Below are 14,902 nucleotides of genomic sequence, written 5' to 3'. Positions count from 1 at the left end.
AAAAGTGAGGAGTCACCCCATGACGAAGCACGAGCTGTTCGAGCGCCTGAGCGCCATCCTCCAGGAAACCTTCGACATCGAGCCGTCGCGCATCATCCCGGAGGCGCGGCTGCACGACGACCTGGACATCGACAGCATTGACGCCATCGACCTGCTGGTGCGCTTGAAGCCGGTGGCCGGCCAGCGCGTTCCGCCGGAGGTGTTCCGCTCGGTGCGCACGCTGCAGGACGTGGTGGACGCGCTGTACGGGCTGCTCGGCAGCGACTCCGCGGCAGCGTGAAGCGTCTGCGTCCGGTGCTGTTGGGGCTCTTGAGCCTCGCCTACCCGCCGCTCGTCTATCTGGGCCTGGGCCACTTCGAGCCCCGCTGGATGGCGCTGCCCCTGGCGGCCATGGCGGTGGTGCGCGCGGTGGCCACGCGGGAGAAGATGTGGCTCGCGGCCGCCGTGGGTGCCCTGGTGCTCGCGGGCTCCAGCATGCTGGGCAACAACGCGCTGCCCCTGAAGCTCTACCCCGTGCTGGTGAACGCGGTGCTGCTCACCGTATTCCTCACCAGCCTGGTGTATCCGCCCAGCGTCATCGAGCGCCTGGCGCGGATCCGGGAGAAGGACCTGCCGCCGTCCGGCGTGGCCTACACGCGCCGGGTGACACAGGTGTGGTGCGGCTTCTTCGTCCTCAACGGTGCGCTCGCGCTCACCACGGCGCTCTTCGCGAGCGACGCGACCTGGGCGCTCTACAATGGCCTCATCGCCTACGGCCTCATGGGCCTGCTGTTCGCGGGCGAGTGGGTGGTGCGGCAGCGGGTGCGCGCACGGCACGCCCATGGCTGAGCCGCTCGCGCTCGAACACCTCCTCGCCCACGGCCGTCCTTCCCGGTACCCCGTGGCGCGGTGCGAGGACGGCATGCGGGACTTCGGTGCGTTCCGCGCCCGGGTCGCCGGCTGGCGCGCGGCCTTCGCGGCGCACGGCGGCCAGCGCTTCGCCCTCTTCAGCGAGGACACCTTCGACTTCGCCACCGCGCTGCTGGGCGCGTGGCACGCGGGCGCGTGCGTCTACCTGCCCGCGGACGCGCGCCCCGCCACGCTGGACGCGCTGAAGGCCCACGTGGACGGCTTCGCCGGCCGGGCACCCCAAGCCATGACGGCCCTGACGCCGCTCGCGGATGGCGATGAGAGCGCCCTCGCGCTCCAGCCGCTCCCGCCCTCGCTGGCCGCGCTGGTGGTCTACACGTCGGGCTCCAGCGGGGAGCCCACCGCCATCCCCAAGCGCCTGTCGCAGCTGTCCACCGAGGTGGCCACGCTGGGCGCGCTGTTCGACGCGGACGTGGGGGACGTGCCGGTGCTGGCCACCGTGTCGCACCAGCACATCTACGGCCTGCTGTTCCGGGTGCTGTGGCCGCTGACGTCGGGCCGTCCGTTCGACGCGAACGCCCTGCCCTATCCGGAGGACATCCTGGCCGCGCTCCAGACCGGGCCGGGCCTGCTGGTGGCCAGCCCCGCGCACCTGAAGCGGCTGCCGCCGACGCTGGACTGGGCCGCCGTGCGCGGGAACCTGCGCGGGCTGTTCTCCTCCGGTGGGCCGCTCACCCCCGAAGCGCTGGAGTCCTGCCGAGACCTGCTGGGCCGCGCGCCGGTGGAGGTCTACGGCAGCTCGGAGACAGGCGGCGTCGCGTGGCGCCGGCGCGACACGGACGACACCGCGTCGTGGCGCACGATGCCGGGCGTGGAGGTCCGCGCCGACGAGGACGCCCTCCGCGTCCGCTCACCGCACCTGCCCTCGGACGACTGGTTCACCACGGAGGACCGCGCGCGGCCCGTGCCCGGCGGCTTCGAGCTGCTGGGACGCCGCGACCGGCTGCTCAAGCTGGAGGAGAAGCGCGTGTCGCTCTCCGCCATGGAGCGGACGCTGGTGGCCGGAGGGCTCCTGCGCGAGGCGCGCGTGCTGCCGCTCACGGAGGGGCACCGGGTCATCCTGGCCGTCGTGGGCGTGCCGGACGCGGATGGCTGGCGGCTCCAGGAGGCGGGGGGCAGGCGCTCCCTGAGCCAGGCGCTGCGCGAGAAGCTGGCCCCGCATTTCGAGTCCAGTGCCTTGCCGCGCCGGTTCCGGTATCTGGAGGCCATGCCGGTCAACTCCCAGGGCAAATCCACCGAGGCGGCGCTCGCCGCGCTCTTCGACCCGAAGCGTCCCCCGTTCCGCGTGCTGGAGCGCTCCGCCGAACGCGCGCTGCTCGAAGTGGAGGTCCCCGCGAACTCGCCGTACTTCGACGGGCACTTCCCGGGCTCGCCCATCCTGCCCGGCGTCGTGCAGTTGGAGTGGGCGCTCCTCCTGGGACGCGAGCACTTCGCGCTGCCGCCGGACTTCCTGCGGCTGGAGACGCTGAAGTTCCAGCAGGTCATTGCCCCCGGCACGAAGCTGACGGTGGAGCTCACCTGGGCGAAGGAGTCCGGGCGGCTGGGGTTCAAGTTGACGTCGGCCGCGGGCTCGCACGCCAGCGGCCGCATCGTGTTGGGGGGACAGGCGGGATGAAGGTCTGCGCGGTGATTCCGGTCTACAACCACGGCGAGGCCGTGGGCGCGGTGGTGAAGGCGGTTCGCGAGCACGGGCTGCCCTGCGTGCTGGTGGATGACGGCAGCGAGCCCGGCTGCGCGGCGGTGCTGGACGGCCTGGCGCGCGAGGACAGCGAGCACGTCGCCGTGGTCCGCCTGCCCCAGAACGAGGGCAAGGGCGGCGCGATGATGGCGGGCCTGCGCTCGGCGCTGGAGCGGGGCTACAGCCACGCGCTGCAAATCGACGCGGACGGCCAGCACAACGCCAACGACATCCCGCGCTTCCTGGCGCTGGCGAAGGCACAGCCGGACACGCTGGTGTGCGGCACCCCCGTCTACGACGAGTCCGTGCCCAAGGGCCGGCTGTACGGCCGCTACGCCACGCACATCTGGGTGTGGATCAACACGCTGTCCTTCGCCATCCGCGACTCCATGTGCGGCTTCCGCGTGTATCCGCTCAAGCCCACCGTGGCGCTCATCGACTCGGTGAAGATTGGCAAGCGAATGGACTTCGACGTGGAGGTGCTGGTGCGCCTGTTCTGGCGCGGCATGCACATCCTCAATCAGCCCACCCAGGTGCGCTACCCCACCGACGGCATCTCCCACTTCGACGTGCTCTGGGACAACGTGCGCATCTCCGGCATGCACGCCCGGCTCTTCTTCGGGATGCTGGGGCGGCTGCCGGTGCTCCTCTGGCGGAAGGTGGCGAAATGAAGTCCCGCCACTGGGCGGAGATGGGGGAGACCACCTTCGTCGCTGGCATCTGGCTCCTGTACTGGATCCACCGGCTGCTGGGCCGCTGGCCGTTCCGCGTCTGCCTCTACCCGGTGGTGCTGGTGAACTGGCTCCGGCGCCCGGCGCTGCGTCAGGCGTCGCGCGAATACCTGGAGCGGATGCAGGCCGCGACGGGGGCCCTGGGGCACGCGCCCCGCTGGCGCGACAGCGTGCGCCACGTGCTGATGTTCGCGGAGACCATGCTGGACAAGCTGCTCGCGGTGAGCGGGCGCTACCGCTTCGAGAGCGTCCGCACCGAGGGCCGCGAGGAGTTCTACCAGGTTGCGACGTCCGGCCGGGGCGGCGTCATCGTCACCGCGCACATGGGCTGCCTGGAGCTGTGCCGCACCATGGCGGAGCGCCGGGGCGAGGTGAAGCTCAACATCCTGGTGCACACGCTGCACGCGGAGCAGTTCAACCGCCTGCTCAAGCGCCTCAACCCGGAGAACGACTTCCGCCTGATGGAAGTCACCGACATGGGCCCCGCCACCGCCGTCGCGCTGAACGAGCGCGTGGAGGCGGGCGAGTTCGTGGTCATCGCGGGGGACCGCATCCCGGTGAATTCCGCGCAGACCGTGCGCGTCGACTTCCTCGGCCACCCGGCGCCATTTCCGGTGGGCCCGTACGTGCTGGCGGCGCTGCTCAAGTGTCCGCTCTACCTGCTGGGCTGCATCCATGAGGGCGACGGTTACACCATCCACTTCGAGCGCCTCTTCGAGCGCGTCGTGCTGCCCCGGGGCAAGCGCGAGGCAGCGCTCACTGAATGTGCCCAGCACTACGCGGGCCGGGTGACGGCGCTGCTGAAGCGCGCCCCCTACGACTGGTTCAACTTCTTTCCCTTCTGGGATCAGGTGCATGTCTCCGCGAAGCCCCCAACTTTCTGACACCCCGGTCCGCTTCGACGGCACCCGGCTGACGCTCGAGGACGTGGGCGCGCTGTCGCGCCGCGAGCGCCCGGCGGAGCTGGGCACGGCCCCGGCCTTCCGCCAGCGCATCGCCAAGGGCGCCGCGTTCCTGGACCGCCTGCTGGCGGAGGACGGCGTCATCTACGGCGTCACCACCGGCTACGGCGACTCCGTGACGGTGTCCATCCCGCCCGCGCTGGTGGCGGAGCTGCCGCACCACCTCTACACGTACCACGGCATCGGTGCGGGCCGGTTCCTCACGCCCGAGGAGACGCGCGCGGTGCTGGCCACGCGGCTGGCGTCGCTGTCGCAGGGCTTCTCCGGCGTGGGCGTGCCGCTGCTCACCCAACTGGAGCTGCTGCTCAAGCACGACGTGCTCCCCATGATTCCCGCGGAGGGGTCCGTGGGCGCGTCCGGCGACCTGACGCCCCTGTCCTACGTGGCGGCGGTGCTCTGCGGCGAGCGCGACGTGTGGCACCGGGGCGAGCGCAAGCCCGCGGCGCAGGTGCTGAAGGAACTGGGCATCGCTCCCCTCAAGCTGCGGCCGAAGGAAGGCCTGGCCATCATGAACGGCACCGCCGTGATGACGGCCCTGGCGTGCCTGGCGTGGGAGCGTGCGGAGTACCTGTCCCGGCTCGCCACGCGGCTCACGGCGTTCAACGTGCTGGCGAGCGCCGGCAACGCGCACCACTTCGACGAGACGCTCTTCGCGGCGAAGCCCCACGCCGGCCAGCAGCGCGTCGCGGCCCGGCTGCGCGCGGACCTCGTGTCGGACCGGCCGCCGCGCAACGAGCAGCGGCTCCAGGACCGGTACTCGCTGCGCTGCGCGCCGCACGTCATCGGCGTGCTCGAGGACGCGCTGCCCTATTTCCGCACGCTCATCGAGAACGAGCTGAACAGCGCCAACGACAACCCGCTCATCGACCCCGACGGAGAGCGGGTGCTGCACGGCGGCCACTTCTACGGCGGCCACATCGCCTTCGCCATGGACGGGCTGAAGAACGCGGTGGCCAACGTGGCGGACCTGCTGGACCGTCAGCTCGCGCTGCTGGTGGACCCGCGCTTCAACCACGGGCTGCCCGCGAACCTCTCCGCGTCCACGGGTGCCCGCGCGGCCATCAACCACGGCCTCAAGGCGGCGCAGATCAGCGTCTCCGCGTGGACCGCCGAGGCGCTGAAGCAGACCATGCCCGCGTCCGTCTTCTCCCGCTCCACCGAGTGCCACAACCAGGACAAGGTGAGCATGGGCACCATCGCCGCGCGCGACTGCCTGCGCGTGCTGGAGCTGACGGAGCAGGTGGCCGCGGCCATGCTCATCGCCGCGCGCCAGGGCGTCACCCTGCGCCAGCGGCTGGACGCGGACGCGAAGCCCGGCCCCGCCCTGGCCGCGATGCAGGCGGACCTGGAGGCGCGCATCCCCCTGCTGGTGGAGGACCGCGCGCTGGACGGCGAGCTGCAGGGCCTGCTCACGGCCATCCGCCGCCGGGAGTGGAGGCTGCATGAAGCCTGACCTGAGCTGCGAGCTGCTGATTGACCCGGCGTTCCACGACCTCGACATGATGGAGATCGTCTGGCACGGCCACTACGTGAAGTACCTGGAGCTGGCGCGCGCCGTCATCCTGCGCAAGCACGACTACGACTGGCCGCAGATGCGCGAGTCCGGCTACGGCTGGCCCGTGGTGGAGATGAAGCTCAAGTACGTCTCCCCCATCCGCTACAAGCAGCGCATCATCGTGCGCGCCGAAATCACCGAGTGGGAGAACCGGCTGCGCTTCGACTACCTGCTGCGCGACGCGGACACCGGCCGCAAGGTGAACCAGGCCCACACCATCCAGGTCGCCGTGTCGTTGAAGACAGGTGAGATGGAATACGTCTGTCCGGAAGTCCTCTGGCAGAAGCTGGGAGTGAGGCCGGAATGAAGCCCTTCCTCGTGTTGATGCTGTCGCTCCTGTCCGTCAGCGCCCACGCCGCGGACCTGGTGAAGGACGTGCGCGCGCGGCTGGTGGACGCGCCGCTGGTGCGCGGCCAGTTCGAACAGAAGAAGAGCGTGGCGGGCTTCAAGAAGCCGCTCGTGTCCAAGGGGGACTTCCTCCTCGCGCGCGACCAGGGCGTGCTGTGGAACACGCGCACGCCGTTCGCCTCCACCCTGACGCTCACGCGCAAGTCGCTGAGCGCCGAGCAGGGCGCGGGCGGCGCGGCGTACCACCTGGACTCCACCAAGGAGCCCGCGCTGGCGGCGGTGAACGAACTGCTCTTCGCGCTGCTGTCCGGCGACGTCGCGTCGCTCCAGAAGCGCTTCAAGGTGGAGGGCGCGCTCGTGGGCACCGCCGGCTGGAAGCTGGAGCTGACGCCCACGGACGCGGGGCTCGCGCGCGTCTTCAAGCACATCCGGCTGGAGGGTGACGGGTACGTGCGCCAGGTGCAGTTGGACGAGACGCGTGGCGACAGCAGCGTCATCACGTTCGAGCAGCTGGCACAGACGCCTCCCCCCGACGCCACGGAAGCGGAACGCCTTGGCAAATAAGCTGGCCATCCTCTGGGCGCTGGTGGTGCTCGCCGTGGGCGTGCACCAGGTGCAGTTCTGGCGCTCGGCGCGCCTGGACACCGACGTGCTCGCGCTCCTGCCGGAGGACGAGCAGGCGCCGGAGGTGGACGCCGCCACGCGCAAGCTGGCGGACGATGCCGGACGGCAGGTGGTGCTGCTGGTGGGCGCGAAGGACTGGCCCTCCGCTCAGCGCGCCGCGGATGAAGCGAGCCACGTGCTGTCGGAGTCCTCGGACCTGCTGGAGCCGGCGGTGGTGGACACCTCCGCGCTGGAGCAGGCGGTGGACTTCTACCGCCCGTACAGAGACAGGCTGCTCACGCCCGCGCAGCGCCAGTGGCTCTCACGCGCGACGCCGGAGGAACTGGGCGGCACGGCGCTGATGAAGCTGTACCAGCCCGCGGGCGCGCGGCTGACGGACTGGAACGCGGATCCGCTGGGCCTGTGGCAGGACTGGTGGCAGGCCCGCGCGGCGGAGACGTCCGCCCGTCCCCGCGACGGCCGGCTGTGGCTGTCCGGCGAGGGCCGCGAGTGGGTGCTCCTCACGTGGAAGAGCAAGGTGTCCGCCTTCGCGCTGGGGGACGGCTCGCGCGTCACCGCCGCGGTGGAGCGGGCGCGGGCGAAGGTGGAGGCCGCGGTGCCCGGCGGGCGGCTCGTCGCCGCGGGCGTGCCGCTGTACGCGGAGGCCGCCGCGGCGCAGGCGAGCTGGGAGATGTCCACCATCGGCTTCGGGTCGCTGGCGGCGGTGCTCCTCCTCGTCTGGCTCACCTTCCGCTCGCTGCGGCCCATCCTCCTCGTGGGCGTGTCGCTCACGCTGGGCTGCGCGGTGGCGCTCACCGTCACCGCGCTCGTCTTCGAGCGGGTGCACCTGCTCACGCTCGTCTTCGGCTCCAGCCTGGTCGGCGTGGCGGAGGACTACGGCTTCCACTACTTCGCCGCGCGCCAGGGCAAGGCCCCGTCGGAGCGCGGGCCGGTGATGCGCTCGCTGTTGCCGGGCATGGTGCTCGCGCTCGTCACCAGCGTGGTGGCGTACCTGGCGCTGGGCGTCGCGCCCTTCCCGGGCCTGCGGCAGATGGCGGTGTTCTCCGCCGCCGGCCTCACCGCCGCGTTCCTCACCGTGGTGTGCTGGTTCCCGTCGCTGGACACGGGCGCCCTGCCCGTCACGTCGTTCTCCGAGCGCTTCTCCGCGTCCATCACCCGCTGGCCGCGCGTCGCGTCCACCCCGGCCTGGTGGCTCTCCGGCGCGGTCCTGACGGTGCTGGTGGCCGTGGGCATCTGGAAGCTGGAGCCCCGCGACGACCTGCGCCAGTTGCAGGGCGCGCCTCCCAACCTCATCGCGGATCAGCGCGAGCTGGGGCGCCTGCTGGGGCTGCCCAGCCCGGCGCAGTTCTTCCTCGTGCAGGGCGACAGCGACGAGCAGGTGCTCGCGCGCGAGGCCCTGCTCAAGACGAAGCTGGACGCGCTCGTCGCCCAGAAGGTGTTCGCGGGCTACCGCGCCGTGTCCGACTGGCTCCCGTCCGAGGCGCAGCAGCGCGAGGACGCCGCCCTGAGCGCCCGCGCGGAGGGACAGGCGGTCGCCGCCGTCAGCGCCTCCACCGGTGAGGCCCCCGAGCGCGCCGCGTTTTCCCCTGAACCGCTCACGCCCTCGCGCTTCCTGTCGGGCCCCGCCGCGGGCGCCATCCGGCAGCAGTGGCTGGGGACGCTGGGCAAGGCGCAGTACAGCGTCCTCATGCTGCGCGGCCTCAACGACCCCAAGGTGCTGCCCCGGCTGGAAGAGGTGGCGCACGGCCTGGAGGGCATCCGCTGGGTGGACAAGACGGCGGAGATTTCAGGCCTGCTCAGCCGCTACCGCCGCATCATGGGCGGGCTCATCGTCGCGGGGTACATCGCGGTGCTGCTCACCCTGGTGGCGCGCTTCGGGCGCCAGGCGTGGCGCGCGTGGATTCCGTCCGTGCTGGGCACGCTCCTGACGCTCGCCATCTTCGGCTGGGTGGGCGCGCCGCTGCAGCTCTTCACCGTGCTCGGGCTGGTGCTGCTGCTGGGCATGGGCGTGGACTACGGCATCTTCCTGCTGGAGCACCCCGGTGACGGCTCCGCGTGGCTCGCGGTGGCGCTGGCCGGCGTGAGCACGCTCCTGTCCTTCGGGCTCCTGGGCCTGTCCGCCACGCCCGCGCTGCGCTCCTTCGGCCTCGCCATGCTGCTGGGCGAGGTCACCATCTGGATCCTCACCCCCTGTTTCCGACTTCCACCCCAGAAGAGCCACACATGAAAACTGAAACGACGGACATCCTCATCATTGGCGCGGGCCCCTCGGGCTCCGTCGCGGCGGGCATTCTTCGCAAGCAGGGCCGTGACGTCCTCGTGCTGGAGCGCGAGCAGTTCCCTCGCTTCTCCATTGGCGAGAGCCTGCTGCCGCAGAGCATGCAGTACATCGAGGAGGCCGGCTTCCTCCAGGACGTGGTGGAGGCGGGCTTCCAGTACAAGAACGGCGCGGCCTTCGAGCGCGCCGGCAGGTACACGGACTTCGACTTCCGCGACAAGTTCAGCCCCGGCTGGGGCACCACCTACCAGGTGCAGCGCGCCCGCTTCGACCAGCTCCTGGCCCACGCCGCGGAGAAGAAGGGCGCCACCGTGCGCTTCCGCCACGAGGTGCTGAGCGTGGACTTCGCCAGCGGGCAGCCGGAGGTGACGGCGCGCTCTGCCGAAGGCGAGACGTACCGCGTGAAGGCGCGCTTCGTCCTGGACGCGAGCGGCTTTGGCCGTGTGCTGCCGCGCCTGTTGAACCTGGAGACGCCGTCGGACTTCCCCGTGCGCGGCGCCATCTTCACGCACGTCGTGGACAACGTCCCGCCGGGCACCTTCGACCGGAACAAGATCCGCGTCACCACGCACCCGGAGCACGTGCACGTCTGGTACTGGACCATCCCCTTCTCCGACGGCCGCTGCTCGCTGGGGGTGGTCGCGAAGAAGGAATACCTGGACCAGTACACCGGCACGGACACGGAGCGGCTGCAGGCCATCGTCAAGGAGGCGCCGTCGCTGCAGAACCTCCTGAAGGACGCCGTCTGGGACACGCCCGCGCGCAAGCTCACCGGCTACGCGGCCAACGTGAAGTCGCTGTGGGGCCCGGGCTTCGCGCTGCTGGGCAACGCGGGTGAGTTCCTGGACCCGGTGTTCTCCTCGGGCGTCACCATCGCCGTGAAGTCCGCGAGCCTCGCGTCGGCCTGCATCGCCCGGGAGTTCGCGGGGGAGAAGGTGGACTGGGAGACCGCGTACGCGAAGCCGCTCAAGGCGGGCGTGGACACGTTCCGCACCTTCGTGGAGTCCTGGTACGAGGGCGGCTTCCAGAACGTCATCTTCCACCCCAACCCGTCCGAGGACGTGCGCCGGATGATCTCCGCCATCCTCGCCGGCTACGCGTGGGACAAGAACAACCCCTACGTCGCGGAGAGCAAGCGGCGCCTGGGCGTGCTCGAGGCCCTGTGCGCGGCCTGATTCCCGCCCTGCTCGTCGCGGGCCTCGTGGCCTGCACCAGCACGCCCCGGCCGAGGCCCGCCGCCCCTGGCGAGCCCCTGCCGGAGCTGCGCCTGGCCCCCGCCGCCTTCGGGGCGTCCGTGAGCCTGGCGCAGCGGCTGGTGTTCGCGCACGAGCAGGACCCGGGAGGCCCCCGCTCCCTGGAGGCCTTGATGGAAGTGGACCCGGCCTCGCTTCAGTTGGCGGGGCTGGCCATGGGGCAGCGCATCCTCACCCTGCGTTGGGACGGCACGAAGCTGGACGAGGAGCGGGACTCCCGTCTGCCCGCCCAGTTCGACTCCGCCCTGGTGCTCCGGGACGTGCAGCTCGTCTACTGGCCGGCCGACGCCGTGCGCGCCGCCCTGCCCGCCGGCTGGACGCTGGAGGATGGCCCGGGACGCCGCTCCCTGTCGAAGAACGGCAGGGAATGGGTGACGGTGCGCTACGATGGCGTACCGCGCTGGGAAGGGCGCACGCAGCTCACCAACCTGTCCGAGCACTACCAGCTCACCATCGAATCGCGCGGCGCGGACGAGTGACACCCCATGCCTCCTGTCTTCCTCAATCAACTGGGCCTCGTCTGCGCGTTGGGCTCCGGGAAGCAGGAGGTGGCCCGCGCCCTGTTCGCGGACACCGTCTCCGGCGTCACTTCGCTGGAGGGCTACGCGGACCGCCCGCTGCACCTGGGCGCCGTCACGTCCCCGCTCGCGGCCCAGGACGCCCTGCCCCCTTCGCAGCACAGCCGCAACAACGCGCTGCTGCTCACCGCGTTGGAGCAGGTGCGCCCCGCCGTGGACGCCGCGCTCGCCCGCTTCGGCCCCGCGCGCGTGGCGGTGGTGCTGGGCACCAGCACCTCCGGCATCGGTGAGAGCGAGACCGCCATGGTCAGCCACCTGACCACGGGGGCGTTGCCCTCGCGCTTCCACCTGCACCAGCAGGAGCTGGGCTCCCCGGCGATGGCGCTCACGCACGTGCTGGGCGTGGGCGGCCCGGCCTACGTCATCTCCACCGCGTGCTCCTCCAGCGCCAAGGCCCTGTCCAGCGCGGCGCGGATGCTGCGCGCGGGCACCGTGGACGCGGTGCTGACGGGCGGCGTGGACTCGCTGTGCCGCTTCACCATCGCGGGCTTCCGCGCGCTGGACTCCGTGAGCGAGGAGCGCTGCAACCCGATGAGCGTCCACCGCCACGGCATCAACATCGGTGAAGCCGCGGCGCTCTTCCTGATGACGCGCGAGCCGGGGCCGGTGCGCCTGTCCGGCTGGGGCGAGTCCTCCGACGCGCACCACATCTCCGCGCCGGAGCCCGGCGGCAAGGGCGCCATCGCCGCCATCCAGGAGGCCCTGAAGCGCGCGGGCCTTTCGCCGGAGCAGGTGGACTACGTGAACCTGCACGGCACCGCGACGGTGCAGAACGACGCCATGGAGAGCCGCGCGGTGCACGCGCTGCTGGGGCCGGACGTGAAGGCCAGCTCCACCAAGCCGCTCACCGGCCACACGCTGGGGGCCGCGGGCGCGCTGGAGGCGGCGTTCGCGTACCTCACGCTCGTGGACAACCCGGAGGGCCGGCTGCCCGGGCACTTCTGGGACGGGGCCGTGGACCCCTCGCTGCCGGCGCTGTCGCTGGTGAAGCCGGGCGAGGCGCTGGGGCGTCCGGTGCAGCGCGTGTTGAGCAACTCGTTCGCCTTCGGGGGCAGCAACGCGGCCCTCGTGCTGGAGCGCGCATGATGCGCATCGTCATCAACGAGCCCATCGAGGCGCTGGTGCCCCACGAGGGGCGCATGCGGCTGCTCGACCGCGCCCTGGAGGGCGACACGGACTCGCTCGTCGCGGAGGTCACCGTGCGCGAGGACAGCCTCTTCTTCTCCGACGGCGTCGTGGGCGGCTGGGTGGGCATCGAGTACATGGCGCAGGCCGTGGCCGCCTGGGCCGGGTGGCACGCGCGCCGGCGTGGCGGCACGCCCCGGGTGGGCTTCCTCCTGGGCACGCGCCGCTACGAGTGCAGCCGCCCCGTCTTCAAGCTGGGGGAGACCCTGCGCGTGGAGGTCCACCGCCAGTTCTCCGCGGACAATGGGCTGGGCCAGTTCGACTGCACCCTGCGCATCGGGACGGAGCAGGTGGCCACGGCGGCGCTGACGGTCTACGAGCCGCAACCGGGCCAGGACCTGGGAAGGGGCAACACAGATGGGTGACAAGACGGTGCTGGTGACGGGCTCCAGCCGGGGCATCGGCCGCGCCATCGCGCTGCGCCTGGCCCGCGACGGCTACGACGTCGTGGTGCACTGCCGCAGCAAGCGGGACGAGGCGGACGCCGTGGCCGCGCAGGTGCGCGAGGCGGGCCGCGAGGCGCGCGTGCTCCAGTTCGACGTGGCGGACCGCGCGGGCACGCAGGCCGCGCTGCTGGCCGACGTGGAGGCCCACGGCTGCTACTACGGCGTGGTGTGCAACGCGGGCATCGCTCGCGACAACGCCTTCCCCGCCATGACGTCCGAGGAGTGGGACAGCGTCATCCACACCAACCTGGACGCCTTCTACAACGTGCTCAACCCGCTCACGATGCCGCTGGTGCGCCGCAAGAAGCCGGGCCGCATCGTCACGCTGGCGTCCGTGTCCGGGCTCATGGGCAACCGCGGCCAGGTGAACTACAGCGCCGCGAAGGCGGGCATCATCGGCGCGACGAAGGCCCTGGCGGTGGAACTGGCCAAGCGCAACATCACCGTCAACTGCGTGGCGCCGGGCCTCATCGACACGGAGATGGTGCCTCCGGAAGTGCTGGAAGAAGCGCTGAAGATCATCCCCGCCCGCCGGATGGGCAGGCCCGAGGAGGTCGCCGCCGCGGTGAGCTTCCTCATGGCGGAGGATGCGGCCTACATCACGCGGCAGGTGATTTCGGTGAACGGGGGGATGATCGGATGAAGCGCGTGGTGGTCACCGGAGTCGGTGCGCTGAGCCCGCTGGGACACGACTGGAAGACGGTCGAGGCGCGGCTGCGTGCGCGCCAGAACGCCGTCCAGGTCATGGAGCCCTGGAAGGAATACGAAGGCCTGAACACGCGGCTGGGCGCGCCCGCCCTGCCGTTTGAATTGCCGCCGTCCACGTACTCGCGCAAGACGACGCGCACCATGGGCCGCGTGGCCCTGATGGCGACGCGGGCCAGCGAGCTGGCGCTCCAGGACGCGGGCCTGCTGGGCAGCCCCCTGGTGAAGGGGGGCAGGATGGGCATCGCCTACGGGTCCTCCGCGGGCACGCCGGAGAACATGGGCGACTTCGGCAAGATGATCACCCACAAGACGACGGAGGGCATCACCGCGACGACATACCTGCGGATGATGTCCCATACGGCGGCGGTGAACATCGGCGTCTTCTTCGGCGTCACCGGGCGCATCGTCACCACGTCCAGCGCGTGCACCTCCGGCAGCCAGGGCATCGGCTACGCGTACGAGGCCATCAAGCTGGGCCGCCAGGTGGCGATGCTCGCGGGCGGCGCGGAGGAGCTGGACGCCACGGGCGCGGCGGTGTTCGACACGCTGTTCGCCACCAGCACGAAGCACAACGAAGCGCCGCACCAGTCCCCCCGCCCCTTCCACGCCCAGCGCGACGGCCTGGTGCTGGGCGAGGGCGCGTGCACGCTGGTGCTGGAGGAGCTGGAGCACGCGAAGGCGCGCGGCGCGACCATCCACGCGGAGGTGCTGGGCTACGGCACCAACAGCGACGGCCGTCACGTCACGCAGCCCAACGCGGACACCATGGCGGAGGCCATGCGGCTGGCGCTGGAGGACGCGGGCGTGCCCGCTTCCGCCATTCCGTACGTCAACGCGCACGGCACGGCGACGGACACGGGCGACGTGGCGGAGAGCGCGGCGACGAAGATGGTCTTCGGGGAGAAGGTCGCCATCTCCAGCCTCAAGAGCTACATGGGCCACACGCTGGGGGCCTGCGGCGCGCTGGAGGCGTGGATGAGCATCCAGATGATGCGCTCGGACTGGTTCGCGCCGACGCTGCACCTGACGGCGGACTCCGTGGATCCGAAGTGCGCGCCGCTGGACTATGTCATGGGCGAGGGACGTGCTTTGCAGACGGACCTGGTGATGAGCAACAACTTCGCCTTCGGCGGCATCAACACGTCGTTGATCTTCCGCCGCTGGCCCTGACGCTGGAGACCTCGCGATGAAGAAAGCCCTCCTGTTGCTGGCCCTGATTGCCGCCACCCCCGCCCTGGCGCGCGACGACGTGACGAAGATCAAGCTGGCGGACGTGATGGCCCTGCCGGAAGCCAAGCAGAAGCTGGACGGCTCGGTGAAGTTCTTCATGGAGGGCGCGAAGACGCCCAACGTGCTCAAGACGCTGGGCAGCGACACCGCGAACAAGAAGACCAACGGCGTGGGCAAGTCGGACGACTACGCCTGCAAGTGGGCCGCCCTCTCCGCGCTCATCGCACTGCAGGAGGGCGCGAAGAAGAACGGCGCCAACGCGGTGGTCCACATCGTCAGCTACTACAAGAAGGTGGAGTTCAAGAGCGCCACCGAGATTGAGTGCCACGCCGGCAGCTTCGTCACCGGCGTCGCGCTCAAGGGCGACTACGCCACCATCGCGAAGTAGTCCGCCGTCCTGCCCGGGCGCGGCGGCCG

General features: G+C 71.1%; 16 protein-coding genes. All 16 read left to right on the top strand.

Annotation, left to right across the window (positions count from 1 at the left end; translation table 11 throughout):
- Window positions 1-19 precede the first annotated feature (19 nt).
- From JYK02_RS03755 to JYK02_RS03680, 16 genes are read left to right on the top strand one after another with little or no spacing between them, the layout of a single operon-like run.
- Complete coding sequence (locus JYK02_RS03755) at window positions 20-280, top strand: acyl carrier protein (protein WP_120528038.1); 261 nt, start codon at window positions 20-22, stop codon at window positions 278-280.
- Window positions 277-828, top strand: coding sequence for a hypothetical protein (locus JYK02_RS03750; protein ID WP_207048465.1), 552 nt, complete (start codon window positions 277-279; stop codon window positions 826-828). Before JYK02_RS03755 ends, JYK02_RS03750 begins: the two co-directional genes overlap by 4 nt.
- A complete protein-coding gene (locus JYK02_RS03745; protein ID WP_207048464.1) occupies window positions 821-2,524 on the top strand; it encodes an AMP-binding protein in 1,704 nt (567 codons plus the stop codon). Before JYK02_RS03750 ends, JYK02_RS03745 begins: the two co-directional genes overlap by 8 nt.
- The gene (locus JYK02_RS03740) at window positions 2,521-3,258 is read left to right on the top strand and encodes a glycosyltransferase family 2 protein (RefSeq protein ID WP_207048463.1); all 738 of its coding nucleotides are present in this window, start codon (window positions 2,521-2,523) and stop codon (window positions 3,256-3,258) included. Before JYK02_RS03745 ends, JYK02_RS03740 begins: the two co-directional genes overlap by 4 nt.
- Window positions 3,255-4,202, top strand: coding sequence for an acyltransferase (locus tag JYK02_RS03735; protein ID WP_207048462.1), 948 nt, complete (start codon window positions 3,255-3,257; stop codon window positions 4,200-4,202). Before JYK02_RS03740 ends, JYK02_RS03735 begins: the two co-directional genes overlap by 4 nt.
- Window positions 4,174-5,733: an HAL/PAL/TAL family ammonia-lyase gene (locus JYK02_RS03730; RefSeq protein WP_207048461.1), complete on the top strand. Its 1,560-nt coding sequence runs from the start codon at window positions 4,174-4,176 to the stop codon at window positions 5,731-5,733. The genes JYK02_RS03735 and JYK02_RS03730 overlap by 29 nt, the downstream gene beginning before the upstream one ends.
- On the top strand, window positions 5,723-6,142 hold the full coding sequence (locus JYK02_RS03725; protein ID WP_120549231.1) for an acyl-CoA thioesterase: 420 nt from the start codon (window positions 5,723-5,725) through the stop codon (window positions 6,140-6,142). The genes JYK02_RS03730 and JYK02_RS03725 overlap by 11 nt, the downstream gene beginning before the upstream one ends.
- Window positions 6,139-6,747, top strand: a complete 609-nt coding sequence (locus JYK02_RS03720) for an outer membrane lipoprotein carrier protein LolA (RefSeq protein WP_207048460.1) — start codon at window positions 6,139-6,141, stop codon at window positions 6,745-6,747. Before JYK02_RS03725 ends, JYK02_RS03720 begins: the two co-directional genes overlap by 4 nt.
- Complete coding sequence (locus tag JYK02_RS03715) at window positions 6,737-9,034, top strand: MMPL family transporter (RefSeq protein ID WP_207048459.1); 2,298 nt, start codon at window positions 6,737-6,739, stop codon at window positions 9,032-9,034. The genes JYK02_RS03720 and JYK02_RS03715 overlap by 11 nt, the downstream gene beginning before the upstream one ends.
- A complete protein-coding gene (locus JYK02_RS03710; protein WP_207048458.1) occupies window positions 9,031-10,260 on the top strand; it encodes an NAD(P)/FAD-dependent oxidoreductase in 1,230 nt (409 codons plus the stop codon). The genes JYK02_RS03715 and JYK02_RS03710 overlap by 4 nt, the downstream gene beginning before the upstream one ends.
- Window positions 10,248-10,817, top strand: a complete 570-nt coding sequence (locus JYK02_RS03705; RefSeq protein WP_207048457.1) for a DUF3261 domain-containing protein — start codon at window positions 10,248-10,250, stop codon at window positions 10,815-10,817. Before JYK02_RS03710 ends, JYK02_RS03705 begins: the two co-directional genes overlap by 13 nt.
- Window positions 10,818-10,823: 6 nt before the next feature.
- Entirely contained in the window at window positions 10,824-12,002 is a 1,179-nt protein-coding gene (locus JYK02_RS03700; protein WP_207048456.1) for a beta-ketoacyl-ACP synthase, read from the top strand.
- Window positions 11,999-12,466: a hotdog family protein gene (locus tag JYK02_RS03695; RefSeq protein ID WP_207048455.1), complete on the top strand. Its 468-nt coding sequence runs from the start codon at window positions 11,999-12,001 to the stop codon at window positions 12,464-12,466. The genes JYK02_RS03700 and JYK02_RS03695 overlap by 4 nt, the downstream gene beginning before the upstream one ends.
- Window positions 12,459-13,190, top strand: a complete 732-nt coding sequence (fabG, locus tag JYK02_RS03690; RefSeq protein WP_207048454.1) for a 3-oxoacyl-ACP reductase FabG — start codon at window positions 12,459-12,461, stop codon at window positions 13,188-13,190. The genes JYK02_RS03695 and fabG overlap by 8 nt, the downstream gene beginning before the upstream one ends.
- Entirely contained in the window at window positions 13,187-14,425 is a 1,239-nt protein-coding gene (locus tag JYK02_RS03685) for a beta-ketoacyl-ACP synthase (protein ID WP_207048453.1), read from the top strand. The genes fabG and JYK02_RS03685 overlap by 4 nt, the downstream gene beginning before the upstream one ends.
- A 16-nt stretch (window positions 14,426-14,441) precedes the next feature.
- The gene (locus JYK02_RS03680) at window positions 14,442-14,873 is read left to right on the top strand and encodes an excinuclease ATPase subunit (protein ID WP_207048452.1); all 432 of its coding nucleotides are present in this window, start codon (window positions 14,442-14,444) and stop codon (window positions 14,871-14,873) included.
- Window positions 14,874-14,902 lie beyond the last annotated feature (29 nt).

The organism is Corallococcus macrosporus (assembly GCF_017302985.1).
GTDB classification, from domain to species: Bacteria; Myxococcota; Myxococcia; order Myxococcales; family Myxococcaceae; genus Corallococcus; species Corallococcus macrosporus_A.
The sequence above is the reverse complement of the archived record's forward strand: the minus strand, read 5'-3'. Positions and strand labels throughout refer to the sequence as shown.